Consider the following 14,288-nt stretch of genomic DNA (forward strand, 5'->3'; position numbering starts at 1 on the left):
CAAATGCCCACCCCTGTATTTTTCCACCCCCACCAAACCCCGACACTGCGCTCCATTCAATCCCCCACCGGAGTGCCGTCATGCCCATTGCCCTGCTCGCGCTGACCCTCAGCGCCTTCGCCATCGGGACGACCGAGTTCGTCATCGTTGGCCTGCTTCCCACCATCGGCGCCGATCTCGGCGTCAGCTTGCCGTCCGCCGGTCTGCTGGTCAGTCTCTACGCCCTCGGCGTAGCCATCGGTGCGCCGGTCTTGACCGCCCTCACCGGCAAAGTCCCGCGCAAACTGTTGCTGCTGTCGCTGATGGTGCTGTTCACCCTCGGCAACCTGCTGGCCTGGCTGGCGCCGAGTTATGAATCGCTGGTATTGGCGCGGATCGTCACGGGTCTGGCCCATGGCGTGTTCTTTTCGATCGGCTCGACCATCGCCACCAGCCTGGTGCCCAAGGAGAAAGCCGCCAGTGCGATTGCGATCATGTTCACCGGCCTGACCGTGGCGCTGGTCACCGGCGTGCCGCTGGGCACGTTCATCGGTCAGCATTTCGGCTGGCGTGAAACCTTCCTTGCCGTTTCAGCACTGGGCGTGATCGCGTTTATCGGCAGCCTGCTGTATGTGCCGAACAACATTGCCCACAGCAAACCGGCGTCGCTGTTGCAGCAATTGCAGGTGCTCAAGCAACCGCGTCTGTTGCTGGTCTACGCCATGACGGCCATCGGTTACGGCGGCTCGTTCATCGCCTTCACGTTCCTGGCGCCGATCCTTCAGGACATCTCCGGCTTCAGCGCCGGCACCGTCAGCCTAGTGCTGCTGGTGTACGGCGTGTCGGTGGCGGTCGGCAACCTCTGGGGCGGCAAACTGGCCGACAAACGCGGGCCGATCAGCGCACTGAAAATCATCTTCGCCCTGCTCGCCGCCGTGTTGTTCGTGCTCACCTTCACCGCCGCCAACCCGTGGCTGGCACTGGCCACCGTGCTGGTCTGGGGCGCGGTCGCCTTCGGTAACGTGCCGGGCTTGCAGGTGTACGTAGTGCGTCAGGCTGAACATCACACACCGCACGCCGTGGACGTGGCATCGGGCCTGAACATTGCCGCATTCAACCTCGGTATTGCCGGTGGCGCGTGGGGTGGTGGTCTGATCGTCGAGCACATCGGCTTGATTCACACCGCGTGGATCGGCGGCCTGGTGGTGCTGGTGGCACTGGCCCTGACCGCCTGGAGCGGTCGCCTTGATCGCCTGGGCCCGGTGTACGCCGAACCCGCCGAAGGCTCGGCCCGGATCGTCACCGGGCACTGATCCGTATCAGCCCGACCGTCCGTAATCCCGTCGAAACTTTCCGCGACCGCCCGCAGTCATCCACAGACAGAGGCCGTATGGGGACTTTCGACGGGAGGCGGCATGGCTACGATTCATATCGGCATTTCAGGCTGGCGTTACGCCCCGTGGCGCGGGGACTTTTACCCGAAGGGGCTGGCGCAGAAACGCGAATTGCAGTTCGCCTCTCGGGCGGTCAACAGCATCGAAATCAACGGATCGTTCTACGCCTTGCAGCGGCCTGAACGTTATGCCCAGTGGTACGCCGAAACGCCGGACGATTTCGTGTTCAGCATCAAGGCGCCCCGCTTCATCACCCACATCCGCCGTCTGCGCGATATCGAAAAACCCCTGGCCAATTTTTTCGCCTCCGGGGTGCTGGAACTGAAGGAAAAACTCGGGCCGGTCCTTTGGCAATTCCCGCCCAACTTCACTTTCGACCCCGAGCGTTTCGAAGCCTTTCTCGACCAGTTGCCCCACGACACCCAGGCCGCTGCCGCCCTCGCCCGTCAGCACGACTCACACCTGCACGGCCACGCGAGCCTGAAGGCCTACGGCAAAAAAACGCTGCGCCATGCCGTGGAAATCCGCAACGACAGTTTCATTGACCCCGACTTCGTGCGCCTGCTCAAGCGCTACAACACTGCGCTGGTGATCGCCGACACCGCCGGGAAATGGCCGTACCGCGAAGACCTCACCAGCGACTTCGTCTACCTGCGCCTGCACGGTGCCGAAGAACTTTACGCCAGCGGCTACACCCCAGCTGCGCTGCGACGCTGGGCCGAACGGATTGATGACTGGCACCATGGCCGGCAACCGGGCGACGCCCATTTGATCGCCCCGCGCCTGAAGCCTCGGGCCCGTAAATCCCGTGAGGTATTCTGCTACTTCGACAACGACATCAAGGTCCGCGCGCCGTTCGATGCCCGCAGCCTGCTGCAGCGCTTCGATCTGGATAAAACACTCGAAACCGTGCCCGGCGAACCGGCTGCCGAGGGGGTACTCGCATGAGCATTCCCGAGCCGCTCGGCTTCACCGACGAGCAGTCCACGGTCATCACCACCGAGCGCCGTTTTACTGTGCTGACGGTAAACACCCACAAGGGCTTCACCGCCCTGAACCGGCGCTTCATCCTGCCGGAATTGCGCGAAGCGGTGCGCAGCGTGTCCGCCGACGTGGTGTTTCTTCAGGAAGTTCACGGCACCCACGAACATCATCCCAAGCGCTACAACAATTGGCCGACGATGCCGCAGTACGAATTTCTCGCCGACAGTCTCTGGCCGCAGTTCGCCTACGGCCGCAACGCCGTGTACCCGGAGGGCGATCATGGCAATGCGGTGCTGTCGAAATTCCAGATCGTGCGCCATGACAACCTCGACGTGTCGATCAGCGGCCACGAAAACCGCGGGCTGCTGCATTGCGTGCTGCGCCTGCCGGGAGACGACCGTGAAGTGCACGCGATCTGCGTCCATCTGGGCCTGCGCGAAAGCCATCGCAACGATCAGTTGGCTCTGCTGAAAAAGCGCCTGGCCGAACTGCCTGAGGATGCGCCGGTGATCGTCGCCGGCGATTTCAACGACTGGCGCCAGCGCGCCGATGCCTTGCTTGAACCCTGCGGTCTGCATGAGGTGTTCGCTGCGCATCACGGCCGGGCAGCGCGCAGTTTTCCCGCACGTCTGCCGTTGCTGCGCCTGGACCGCATCTACGTGCGCAACCTCAAGGCCAGCCAGCCCAAAGTGCTGGCGAACCGTCCCTGGTCACACCTTTCCGACCACGCACCGCTATCGGTGGAGATTGAACTATGAGCAGTGCACCGTTGGAGAAATCCGCCGTAGAGCCGGTCAGCATCAACCCACCCGTGCGCGAGCCCGGCACCGTCGATGTCGAGTATCGCTGGCAGGGTAACAACCGCGTCGAGTTGCTGGAAAACGGCGAAGAGTATTTCCCCCGGGTCTTCGAAGCGATGCGCGCAGCGAAAAGCGAAATCCTGCTGGAGACCTTCATCGTCTTCGAAGACAAGGTCGGGAAAGAGTTGCAGGAAATTCTGATCGATGCCGCCCGGCGTGGCGTGCGCACCACCGTCAGCCTCGACGGCTTCGGTTGCGGCGAACTGAGCACCGGTTATCTGGCCGCGCTGAGCGAAGCCGGCGTCCACCTGCAGATCTTCGATCCGGCCCCCAAGCATCTGGGTATTCGCACCAACTGGTTCCGCCGTTTGCACCGCAAGATTGTGGTGGTCGACGGGCTGGTTGCGTTCATCGGCGGGATCAATTTTTCCGGCGATCATCTGGCCGATTTCGGTCCCGAAGCGAAGCAGGATTACTCGGTGGAAATTCAGGGCCCGGCGGTGGCCGACATCCATCATTTCGCCCTGCTGCAAAGCGGCCGCCCGGGACGCGCAAGGTTCTGGTGGCAACGCCGTCGACAGCGGCGCGCCGAGATGGCAATCGATGATCACGACGGTCAGGTGCGTCTGGTGTTCCGCGACAACGATCGCCACCCCACCGATATCGAAGACGTCTATCTGCAGGTGCTGCGCCGCGCCCAACGGCGGGTGGTGATCGCCAACGCCTACTTCTTTCCTGGCTACCGCCTGCTGCGCGAGCTCCGCAACGCCGCCCGGCGCGGAGTCGAGGTGCGGCTGATTCTGCAAGGGCAGCCGGACATGCTGGTGGCCAAACTCGCCGCGCGCATGACCTACGACTACCTGCTCAAGGCCGGGGTGCAGATTCACGAATATTGCGAGCGGCCGCTGCACGGCAAAGTGGCGCTGGTGGACGAGGAATGGAGCACCGTCGGCTCAAGCAATCTTGATCCGCTGAGCCTGTCGCTGAACCTGGAAGCCAACGTGCTGATCCGCGACCGCGCCTTCAATCGGCACCTGTTCGAACGCCTCGAAGACCTCAGCCACAACCACTGCAAGGCGATGGACGCCACGAAATCGCCACGCGGACGGATCTGGCACATGACCGTGGGCTTTCTGGTGTTTCACTTCCTGCGGCATTTTCCGGCCATGGCCGGTTGGCTGCCGGCGCACAAGCCACGACTCAAACCCTTTTCCCATGCCGCCGGGAGCGATCCTTCATGAGCCAATCCGAAGCCCACGCGGCGGTGCATCCGGCACCGGCGAGCAAGTCCCGCTGGAGTCGCTGGAAACGTCCGCTGACCCTGCTGTTTTTTCTGGCGCTGATCGTCCTGCTGACGATGTTCGCCAGCCGCATCGAATGGGCCGAGGTATTGCAAACCCTTGCCGACTTCAAGGTACGCACGCTGATCATCGCCTCCAGCCTGACCTTGCTGAGCTTTTTGGTGTACGCCAGTTTCGACCTGATCGGCCGCACTTATATTCGTCAGGACCTGACCTGGAAACAGATCCTGCCGGTGGGCGTCATCAGCTATGCATTCAACCTCAACCTCAGCGCATGGGTCGGCGGGATCGCCATGCGTTATCGGTTGTACTCGCGGCTCGGGGTGAGCAAAAGCAACATCGCCAAGATCCTCGGCCTGAGCCTGGCGACCAACTGGTTCGGCTACATGACCATCGCCGGCGTGGTGTTCGCCAGCGGGCTGGTGCGCATGCCGCCTGGCTGGAAAGTCAGCAGCGGCGCATTGCAGGGCATTGGCGTGTTGCTGCTGTTGGTCAGTGTCGGTTATCTGGTTGCCTGCCAGTTTTCCCGGCGTCGCGAGTGGTCGATTCGTGGGGTGGAAATCAACCTGCCGTCGCTGCGCATGGCGGTTCTGCAATTGCTGCTCGGGGCATTGAACTGGTCGCTCATGGCAGCCGTGATTTTCACCTTGCTGCCGAGCAAACTCGACTATCCGCTGGTGCTCGGAGTGCTGTTGATCAGCGCGATTGCCGGGGTCATCACCCACATTCCCGCTGGGCTCGGCGTGCTGGAAGCGGTGTTCGTGGCGCTGCTGCAACACGAGGCTTCGCGCGGCAGCCTGGTGGCGGGGCTGCTGGCGTATCGGGCGATCTATTTTCTGCTGCCGCTGCTGATCACCGTGGTCATGTATCTGGTGGTAGAAGCCAAGGCCAAGGCGTTGCGGATCGAGAAGAAACCCAAATCTGATCAGCGCGACTGAATGATGCTCAACCGCTCACCCACCACCATCTCGGTGATCCAGTCGACGAGGATCGAGGTGTAGGCCTGCTGCGAGGTCGGATCGCTCAGGGCATGGTCGGCGCCATCGATGATGCGGTGGGTCAGCGAATGGGTCTGCTGGCACGCGGCGCGGTAACTCATGATGGTCGCGTGGGGCACGTACTCATCGGTTTCCGACTGCACCAGCAGCACGTCCCCGGTGAATTGCGAGCAGGCGTGCAAGGCGCGGTTGCTGTCGGCGCGGATCAGCGTGCTGCGATAATCGCGCAGATCGGCCTTGTCCAGCTCGCGCTTGGGCGTGTGCCATTGCTCGTCGCGGTACAGCGCCGGCACCCGCAGCGCCAGCCAGCGCACCGGACGCAGCGAGGTAAGAATCGAGGCGAGGTAACCGCCATAGCTGGTGCCCACCACCGCGATGGCCGAAGTATCCAGCGCCGGGTGGGCGAGCAGCCGGTCGTAGGCCGCCAGCAAGTCACGCAGATTGTCTTCACGGGTGACCCGGCTCAGCGGAATGCCGGTACCGCCGGTGTGCCCGCGCAGGTCGAACGTCAGACACACACAGCCCAGACCGGCGATGCCTTTGGCCCGTTCCAGATCCCGCTCCTGGCTGCCACCCCAGCCGTGTACGAATAACACGCCGGGGACTTTCGATTTGGGACTGAGGAAGGTCCCGCTCATCTGCTCGTCATCAATGTCGATTTGAATGCTTTCGCTTCTAGCCGTCATAGGATTTGACCATCACGTATTTGAGAAGAAAGTCGCTGTTTTCGGCCGGCCCGCGATACACCTCAATGGCATCCGCCGGCAGGGCTTGATCGGTATAGGTTTCCACCGATGACACGCGGATCGCGCGCATCGAAGGATCGTTGACGAAACTTTGCAACGCCGCCACTTCCGCGCTGCTGGCGCCGCCCATGCGCCAGGACTGCTCGAGCACGCCACTGCGCGGCCGGCCTTCGCTGTCCAGGCCCTGGGCGATGTCGTAATTGCGCCGCGAGGCATAGAAGCGCGGATAGGCCTCGTCCGCCGCCCGGTCGAACACCTGCGCCTGCCGGATCGCCAGACGCACGTCGTCGGGCAGATCCAGCGCCAACAGATCCTCGTAACCGCCCTGCACCACCAGCAGGTTCGAGCCGCCGTACACCTCTTCGCCGTGGGCGTCCTTGGTCAAGTATTGATCACCGCAGTAACTCAGCACCCTGCCGCCGATGAACGACTGGCCGACGCTGTGGGTAACCACCTGACTCAAATCCTGCTCCAGCACCACGCCATCGCTGAACAGTTCTCCAGCCTCGGGTCGGGCGAGGATTTCGTCGAACGCATCGAGACTCTTGATCACTTCCTGCCCACGCCCGGCACAGGCATGGATCGGCTTGATCCGGATCGGCCCGCTGTACAACAGATGTTCGGCGGCGGGCCGTGCATCCTCAAGCGCAAAAACACTGAGCCCGTCCAGCACCACGGTGCGCACCCGTTCGGAAAACAATGGCGACCAGCCGTGCGGCGCATGAGCCTGATGGCTGCGCAAACCGTGGCTGATGGCTTTGGTGCAGATGAAATCGTGCTCGACAAAACCGCCCCACAAATCGTCCGGGCCGCTCACGCCCAGTTCGCGGGCCGCAGCGCCAACGAGGGTCTGGGTCGGCAGCAGATAAATATCCCGGCCGCGATGTTTTTCAGCGTCGTAACTGCCGCCGAACTTGAGGCCGAGGATCTGCGCCAGCCATCGCGCGAGGGCCTTGTTGGTCTGCACTTCATGTTGTGGTGCGCCGGGCCGGACCGAATGGGCGACGACCACTTTCCTGCGGGATGTCGGGGTCATGCGTCCCCCTCCAACGGCGGGTTGAATGTAGGTCAGAGGGTGCAGAGATCAGGCCAACCGGGGCTCGCCTGAAACACTCTGAAAATCAGCCACTTGAAAAACCCGTACTGGCACCGCGCCCGTTTCAATCTGCACGACCGCGCTGCAGGGTCCGGCATTTTGCACGACGGGTACGTTTTACTTCGCCACGGCAGGCGGCGGACTGACGCCGAATCGCGCGCGATATTCACTCGGCGCCAGCCCGGTGATTTTCTTGAACGTCGCGCGAAAGGCGCCCGGATCCTGATAGCCCACCGTCCACGCAATGTGATCGATGGTGCCATTGGTGAATTCGAGCATTTCCCGGGCCTTGCCGACCCGCAGGTGCTGGCAGTATTCGGTGGGTTTCAGGCCGGTCGCCGCACGGAACCGGCGCAGAAATGTTCGCTCCTCCAGACCCGCACGTTCGGCCATTGCCGTCAGCGAGACATCGGTTGCGCCGGTGCCCTGCAGCCAATGCTGAACCTGAAGAATCGGCCCGTCGCCATGATTGAGAATCGGCGCAAAATTGCTGCCGCACGCACTGGCACTGTCGCTGTGCTCCACCACCAGAAACCGCGCGGTGCTGCTGGCGATGCTCGGCCCGAGCAATCGGTCCACCAGACGCAAACCAAGCTCTGACCAGGCCATCAGCCCCGCCGTCGTTATCAGGTCACCGTCGTCGACAATCGGCGTGTCGGCCTTGAGCCTGATCTTCGGGTAACACTCGGCGAAGGCCTTGGCCGAAGTCCAGTGCGTGGTAGCGCTGCGACCATCGAGCAACCCGCTCTCCGCCAGCAGCCACGAGCCGACACAAACCCCGCCAAGCGTCGCGCCACGAGCATGTTGTTCACGCAGCCAGGGCAGCAGCCCGGCCGGCATCTGTTCCGCGGAAAAACCGGCAATCGACGGCGGGATCAACACCGCCAGCAAACCGTTGTCGGCTCCGGGATGACTGTCGTAAACCCGCACGGGCGGGTGGTCGTCATCGACCTGCCAGTGGCTGATCCGCAGCAGCGGCAATTGCGTGGCCTGGTGTTCGGCGGCGATCCGGTTGGCGACCCCGAACAGGTCGGTCAGGCCATGCACCGCCGCCATTTGCGCCCCGGGATACATCAGCACGCCCAGTTCCGCGACGGTCCTTTCTGCACCCATTGTCAGTTTTCCCCTGTGTATTGTCGGTGCGGCCAATCCTCGAAACCGTGGCCAGCGCCAATACTGAACCCACGCCAACCCACACTTCGAGGACACACCCATGGCCAAGCAAGCGCTCATCGTAGTCGATATCCAGAACGACTACTTCCCCCAAGGCAAGTGGCCGCTGGCCGGTGCCGACGCCGCCGCCGACAACGCCGCCCGGCTGATCGCGGCCTTCCGTGAAGCCGGTGATTCGGTGGTGCATATCCGCCACGAATTCACCTCGCCCGAGGCACCGTTTTTCACCCCGGGCTCCGAAGGCGCGAAGCTGCATCCGAAAGTGCTCAACCGCACCGACGAGCCGGTGGTGCTCAAGCACTTCGTCAACTCGTTCCGCGAAACCGAGCTGCAATCGATCCTCGACGAACAAGGCATCAAGGAGCTCGTGGTGGTCGGCAGCATGAGCCACATGTGCGTCGACGGCATCACCCGTGCGGCGGCGGATCTGGGTTACACCGTTACGGTGATCCACGATGCCTGCGCCAGCCGTGACCTGGAATTCAACGGTCTGACCGTGCCCGCCGCCCACGTGCATGCGGCGTTCATGTCGGCGCTGGGCTTTGCCTACGCCAGCGTGGTGTCCACCGACGAATTCCTCGCCGCCAGCCGCTGAGCCCGCTCTGATACAACTGGAAATACCTGCGCCCGCCTCGTTGCGGGCGTTTTTCCGTGGGTCATGAAAATCTCACGCGTGAGCCATTGATGGCATTTTGATTTGGTTGTAGTGTGGCTCACGCGTGAGATGTTCATAACGGAGTCATCGCCATGAAAAGCCGCTCCCCTGCCACCAAGTCAGAGAGCCCAAAGGGAGTGCGCTCGACACCGTCCGCGAAAAAACCGTCGAGCTTCTACATGAAGCAGATGCGCGCGGGCCTGGCTGCCGCCGGTTATGTGAAACACGAAACTTGGGTGCTTCCGGAAAACCGAAGCTTGCTCAAGCAAATGGAGCAACAGCTACGCCAACCGATTCTGGCTGGCTCTTTCATGTCGGAGAATTACATGAGCGCAGGCAACAACTGGAACATCGATAGCCTCTACAACGCTTTCAAGGCGCTGGACGAGGTGGCTTCGCAAGAGATCACGCTGTCTCTGATCCAGAGCTCCGAACCCAGCCTCAAGCTGGAAATGAACGAATTCGGCGGTCTGCCGATTCACATCGCCCTCGCCGGTCAGCAGATCATCGTCGACACCGTGCTGGTGGACATCGATTCGATCACCGACGTGCGCGCCTTCAACGACGCCGTGCTGCGCAGCCGGGAAATGTTCCCGCTGTCGTCGATCGGCATCGAGACCATGCCCAACGGCCAGACCGTCTACAACATGTTCGGTGCACTGAGTGCCGACTCGAGCCTGACCAACGTGGTCACCGAGGTGAAAACCCTGGTCGACAACGTGCAGCGCGCCAGCGAAGCCTTCGAACACTTCTTCAAGTAATCAACAGGGAATATCCAATGACTCAGTCCATCTGGAGCAAGTTGTTCACCGCGCTGCGCGGCGGCGCCAACGAAGTCGGCGAAGCGATCGCCGATCAACAGGCCCTGCGCATCCTCGATCAGGAAATCCGTGACGCCGACAGCGCGCTGTCCAACGCCCGTCGCGAACTGGTCACCATCATGGCCAAGCACAAACTCTCCGCCGACCGCGTGAGCGAATACGAAGCCAAGATCAGGGACCTGGAAGCCAAGGCCGTTTCCGCCCTGAACGCCGGCCGCGAAGACCTGGCGCTGGAAGTGGCCGAAGCGATCTCGACCCTGACCAACGACCTGGGCGTCGAGAAGAAACAAAGCGACGAGTTCGGCACCTACGCCGACAACATGCGCAAGGACATCAACAAGGCCGAAGCGCGGATCAAGAGCCTGCGCCAGCAAGTGGACATGGCCAAGGCCCGTGACAGCGTGCAGAAGGCTCAGGTCAGCGCCTCGATCGCCAGCGGCGGCGCCAACGGCAAGCTGGAAACCGCCGTCGGCACCCTGAACCGTCTGCAAGCCAAGCAGCAGCAACGCGCTGCCGAGCTGAGCGCTGCCGACGAGCTGGCCGATGCGTCGACCGGCAACGACCTGGATCGCAAGCTGCGCGAAGCCGGCATCACGCCGAACGAAGGCAGCGCCAACGCCATCCTCGAGCGTCTGAAGCAGAAGTCCGCCCAGTAACGGCGGCGGGAGTAAAGAAGGGCACCGGGTGCCCTTCTTTTTTGCCTGCTCGTTCGCCGCGCGCCCGGTACACTAGCGGCGTTTTTGCAAACGAATACCTCCACCCGCTTCAAGGAATGTACCCATGGGATGGTTCAAAGATTTGCTCGGCACCAGCAACTGGCAGTCGGCCGCGCCGGCGTCCGGGTCTGCCGGCGGCCCCCTCGGACTGGCGCAGGGCAAGGCGATCCGCTTCGACACGACCCTCGGCCTGTTGCTCGACGGCAGCACTTCAGTGCGGGTTCCCGACGCCCAGGCCATCTGGAGCGCCGGCTGGATCGACCTCGGTCAGTCGAACAAACTGCATCGCTACTACCTGAACGATGAAGAATTCTGGGTACAGATCCATGTCACGGGCGACGATCAGATCGAATCGGTGACGCTGTTCAATTACGTCAGCTATGTGACGGTCAACAGTGACGCCGAATTGCAGCGCCTGGCCGGGCCGAACAGCCTGATCGGCCTGCCGACCTACCGCCACGAAGGTGTCGAATACACCCGTGAATGGGGCACCGAACGCGGCCAGACCGAACTGGTGCCGCTCACCGAACAGGTGGTCAACCCGGACGAGTCCTACACCATCAACCATCACTCAATGCTGTACGCCCGCGAGACCGGCCTGACCGATCGCCGCGAGCTCTTGCTGTTCTCCGTCGAACAGGACGAAGAAGGCACCGTCAGCCTGAGCACCTCGCTGGGCATCTCGCTGTACACCACCGATTTGAGCACCATCTAAAAGGAAGTTTTCCATGCTGGAAGCGTTGTCCATCTCCCTGAACAAAGCCGCGCTGGTCGGTTTCGTCGCCTACCTGATCGGCGCCGTGCTGCTGTTCATGCTGTTTCAGTTCGTCTACACCCGCATCACGCCGCACAAGGAATTCGAGCTGATCCGTGCTGGCAACAGCGCCGCCGCGATCGCACTGTCCGGCGCAATCATCGGCTTCGCGATTCCGGCCAGCAACGTGATCGCTCATTCGATCAACGTCCTCGACTTCGTTCTCTGGGCGGTGATCGCGGCCGCGGTGCAATTGCTGGCTTTCCTGGCGACCGGGCTGGTGCTCAAAGGCACGTCCCAGCGCATCGTTAACGGTGAAATCGCCGCCGGCATCTATGTGGCGGCGGTGGCGATCAGCGTCGGCATGCTCAACGCCGCGTGCATGACCCCGTCCTACTGATCGGCAGGAAGCCTGAGATGAAACGAAGCAAGTACGTTCAACTGTCGCTGGCCGCTTCGGTAGCCCTGGCGATTTCCGCTGAAGTGGCCGCCCAGGAGCAGCAACGCAACTTCCAGAGCGTCGAACAATGCGTCGACGCCGAAGTGGCGCCGGATGTCTGCTCGAACGCCTACGTCGCAGCCCTGGCCGAACACCGGCGGATCTCCCCGGCCTACGACGACAAGGCTGCCTGCGACGCGGACTTCGCCGCCGACTGGTGTCAGAAAAATTCCGCCGGCCGTTTCGTACCGAAACTCGGTGGCTTCAAAGTGCCGCAGGACGGTGAGCCGGCGCAGAACCTCGATGCGATCGCCAATGCCCAGATGCCCGCCGGCGACGCGGCCGCCGTGCAGAGCAATCAGACCAGCACTTCGCACTCGTCCAGCGGTGCAGGCAACGGCTGGCTCACCGGATGGCTGATCGGCAATGCCATGAGCAACAACCGCGCGATCGACTCGCGGCCGGTTTATCGTGAGCGTAATACCCGCCAGACCTACGACACCTCGACGCTGAACCGTCGCATCGAATCGGCGCCGAGCCGCAGCCAGCGGGACTACGACAGCGATTACCGCAAACCGGTCAATGTCGCTGCGTCCACCTCCCGTGGCGGCTTCGGCAGCCAGTCCAGCGCACGCAGCGGTTGGGGCGGCTGGGGCCGTTCGAGCAGCTGACCATGAAGAAGATCCACTGCGCCGAGCGCCACGACTGGAAACAGACCGCCGAAAGCCTCGGCTTTCTGTTTCACACCATCGACGACGAGCCGTACTGGGACGAGCGCGCCTACTACCAGTTCACGCTCGCGCAGATCGAAAACGATCTGGAGGATCCGACCACTGAACTGCACGAGATGTGCATGGACCTGGTCGACCGCGTCGTGCACAGCGAAGAACTGCTGGATCGCCTGAGCATTCCGGCGTCGTACTACGACATGATCCGAACGTCCTGGCTGGAAGGTCATCCGCATCTGTACGGGCGTATGGACTTCTCCTACAGCGGCAAGGGCCCGGCGAAGCTGCTCGAACTCAACTACGACACGCCCACCAGCCTTTATGAAGCGGCGGCGTTTCAGTGGGGCTGGCTGGAGGAATGTATCGAGCGCGGGATGCTGCCGCGCCATGCCGACCAGTTCAACAGCATCGACACCCGGCTGCACGAAGCCTTCGCCGAACTGAAACTCACGCGGCCGTTTTACTTCGCCTCGATGAAAGACTCGGTCGAAGACAAGGGCACCACGGATTACCTGCGGCTGATCGCAGAAAAGGTCGGCATCGAATCGCGGCACATCGACATCGAAGACATCGGCCTGAGCGCTGACGGTCGTTTCGTGGATCTCGAAGATCGCTGGATTCCGCACCTGTTCAAGCTGCACGCCTGGGAGTTCATCTTCCACGAACCGTTCGGCGCGGCGATCGCCGAGTGCGACACCCAGTTTTTCGAACCGGCGTGGAAATCCATTCTCTCCAACAAGGGCGCCCTGCCCCTGCTATGGGAGTTTCACAAGGGCCACCCGAATCTGCTCGCCGCGCACCTCGACCCGAATCCGGGCAGCGCGGTGCCCAAGGGCTGGGTGCGTAAACCGTACTTCTCGCGGGAAGGCGCCAACATCGAGTTGCAGACCGCTGAAGGCCTGATCGTCAAAGAGGATGGGCCCTACACCGATGCGCCCTTCATCCTGCAGGAACTTGCCCCTTTGCCGAAGTTCGACGACAGCTACACGCTGATCGGTTCCTGGGTGATCGGCGACCAGGCGGCCGGGATTGGCGTGCGCGAAGACAACAGCCTGATCACCAAGGATTCGAGCCGGTTTTTGCCGCATTTGATTCTTGACTGAAAAACCTGCGGGCATGAAAAAGGCCCGTCGTGTTCAGCGACGGGCCTTTTTTATTCAGCGCGAATTCAGCAGCGACTCAGAACGGAATATCGTCATCGAAGCTGTCGAAATCCGGGGCCGGTTGCGGTGCGGCCTGCTGTGGAGCCGGGGCCGAACGCTGCTGAGGTGCCGACTGCTGCGGACGCGGAGCCTGCTGGCGTGGCGCCTGCTGCTGGTAGTTGTTGCCACCGCCTTGTTGGTCGCCCTGTTGTGGACGGCCGCCCAGCAGTTGCATGGTGCCCTGCATGTCGACCACGATCTCGGTGGTGTAACGCTTGATACCGTCTTTTTCCCACTCACGGGTCTGCAGCTTGCCTTCGATGTAGACCTGCGAACCCTTGCGCAGGTATTCGCCGGCGATTTCAGCAACCTTGCCGAACATCGATACGCGGTGCCACTCGGTCTTCTCGACCTTCTGACCGGTCTGCTTGTCGGTCCACTGCTCGCTGGTCGCCAGACTCAGGTTGGTCACGGCGTTACCGTTGGGCAGGTAGCGTACTTCGGGATCCTGGCCGCAAGTACCGACCAGAATGACTTTGTTAACCCCACGGGCCATAACGTT

At 62.2% G+C, this 14,288-nt stretch carries 16 protein-coding genes; 12 read left to right on the forward strand and 4 right to left on the reverse strand.

Annotated features, from left to right (window positions below; genetic code table 11):
• Positions 1-80 precede the first annotated feature (80 nt).
• The 5 genes from PDR5_RS25595 to PDR5_RS25615 all read left to right on the forward strand — a co-directional run bounded on the left by PDR5_RS25595 (position 81) and on the right by PDR5_RS25615 (position 5,396).
• The gene (locus PDR5_RS25595; RefSeq protein ID WP_039771949.1) at positions 81-1,292 is read left to right on the forward strand and encodes an MFS transporter; all 1,212 of its coding nucleotides are present in this window, start codon (positions 81-83) and stop codon (positions 1,290-1,292) included.
• A gap of 102 nt (positions 1,293-1,394) precedes the next feature.
• Positions 1,395-2,321 (forward strand): DUF72 domain-containing protein, encoded by a 927-nt coding sequence (locus PDR5_RS25600; protein WP_064599755.1) that lies wholly within the window; start codon positions 1,395-1,397, stop codon positions 2,319-2,321.
• A complete protein-coding gene (locus PDR5_RS25605; protein ID WP_064599757.1) occupies positions 2,318-3,115 on the forward strand; it encodes an endonuclease/exonuclease/phosphatase family protein in 798 nt (265 codons plus the stop codon). The genes PDR5_RS25600 and PDR5_RS25605 overlap by 4 nt, the downstream gene beginning before the upstream one ends.
• Positions 3,112-4,398, forward strand: coding sequence for a cardiolipin synthase ClsB (gene clsB, locus PDR5_RS25610; protein ID WP_064599759.1), 1,287 nt, complete (start codon positions 3,112-3,114; stop codon positions 4,396-4,398). Before PDR5_RS25605 ends, clsB begins: the two co-directional genes overlap by 4 nt.
• Positions 4,395-5,396: a lysylphosphatidylglycerol synthase domain-containing protein gene (locus PDR5_RS25615; RefSeq protein ID WP_064599761.1), complete on the forward strand. Its 1,002-nt coding sequence runs from the start codon at positions 4,395-4,397 to the stop codon at positions 5,394-5,396. The genes clsB and PDR5_RS25615 overlap by 4 nt, the downstream gene beginning before the upstream one ends.
• Here the strand turns inward: PDR5_RS25615 and PDR5_RS25620 are convergent.
• The 3 genes from PDR5_RS25620 to PDR5_RS25630 all read right to left on the reverse strand — a co-directional run bounded on the left by PDR5_RS25620 (position 5,384) and on the right by PDR5_RS25630 (position 8,411).
• A complete protein-coding gene (locus PDR5_RS25620) occupies positions 5,384-6,142 on the reverse strand; it encodes an alpha/beta hydrolase family protein (RefSeq protein ID WP_064599763.1) in 759 nt (252 codons plus the stop codon). The genes PDR5_RS25615 and PDR5_RS25620 overlap by 13 nt on opposite strands.
• A complete protein-coding gene (locus PDR5_RS25625) occupies positions 6,132-7,238 on the reverse strand; it encodes a DUF3182 family protein (protein ID WP_064599765.1) in 1,107 nt (368 codons plus the stop codon). The genes PDR5_RS25620 and PDR5_RS25625 overlap by 11 nt, the downstream gene beginning before the upstream one ends.
• A 177-nt stretch (positions 7,239-7,415) precedes the next feature.
• Complete coding sequence (locus tag PDR5_RS25630; protein ID WP_064599766.1) at positions 7,416-8,411, reverse strand: GlxA family transcriptional regulator; 996 nt, start codon at positions 8,409-8,411, stop codon at positions 7,416-7,418.
• A gap of 100 nt (positions 8,412-8,511) precedes the next feature.
• Here PDR5_RS25630 and PDR5_RS25635 point away from each other — a divergent pair, with 100 nt between their 5' ends.
• From PDR5_RS25635 to PDR5_RS25665, 7 genes are all read left to right on the forward strand, one after another.
• The gene (locus tag PDR5_RS25635) at positions 8,512-9,066 is read left to right on the forward strand and encodes a cysteine hydrolase family protein (protein ID WP_064599768.1); all 555 of its coding nucleotides are present in this window, start codon (positions 8,512-8,514) and stop codon (positions 9,064-9,066) included.
• A 152-nt stretch (positions 9,067-9,218) separates the two neighbouring features.
• A complete protein-coding gene (locus PDR5_RS25640; protein ID WP_007955624.1) occupies positions 9,219-9,887 on the forward strand; it encodes a YjfI family protein in 669 nt (222 codons plus the stop codon).
• A 17-nt stretch (positions 9,888-9,904) separates the two neighbouring features.
• Positions 9,905-10,603, forward strand: a complete 699-nt coding sequence (locus PDR5_RS25645) for a PspA/IM30 family protein (RefSeq protein ID WP_064599771.1) — start codon at positions 9,905-9,907, stop codon at positions 10,601-10,603.
• A 124-nt stretch (positions 10,604-10,727) separates the two neighbouring features.
• Positions 10,728-11,378: a DUF2491 family protein gene (locus PDR5_RS25650; RefSeq protein ID WP_064599773.1), complete on the forward strand. Its 651-nt coding sequence runs from the start codon at positions 10,728-10,730 to the stop codon at positions 11,376-11,378.
• 13 nt (positions 11,379-11,391) lie between these two features.
• Positions 11,392-11,817: a DUF350 domain-containing protein gene (locus PDR5_RS25655; protein ID WP_064599775.1), complete on the forward strand. Its 426-nt coding sequence runs from the start codon at positions 11,392-11,394 to the stop codon at positions 11,815-11,817.
• A 17-nt stretch (positions 11,818-11,834) separates the two neighbouring features.
• Positions 11,835-12,527: a DUF1190 domain-containing protein gene (locus tag PDR5_RS25660; protein WP_011336163.1), complete on the forward strand. Its 693-nt coding sequence runs from the start codon at positions 11,835-11,837 to the stop codon at positions 12,525-12,527.
• 2 nt (positions 12,528-12,529) lie between these two features.
• A complete protein-coding gene (locus PDR5_RS25665; protein ID WP_064599777.1) occupies positions 12,530-13,687 on the forward strand; it encodes a glutathionylspermidine synthase family protein in 1,158 nt (385 codons plus the stop codon).
• A gap of 76 nt (positions 13,688-13,763) precedes the next feature.
• Here PDR5_RS25665 and PDR5_RS25670 read toward each other — a convergent pair whose 3' ends face one another.
• Positions 13,764-14,282, reverse strand: coding sequence for a single-stranded DNA-binding protein (locus PDR5_RS25670; protein ID WP_003228709.1), 519 nt, complete (start codon positions 14,280-14,282; stop codon positions 13,764-13,766).
• Between the last annotated feature and the right edge of the window lie 6 nt (positions 14,283-14,288).

It is taken from the genome of Pseudomonas sp. DR 5-09, from assembly GCF_001655595.1.
Lineage (GTDB): Bacteria > Pseudomonadota > Gammaproteobacteria > Pseudomonadales > Pseudomonadaceae > Aquipseudomonas > Aquipseudomonas pharyngis.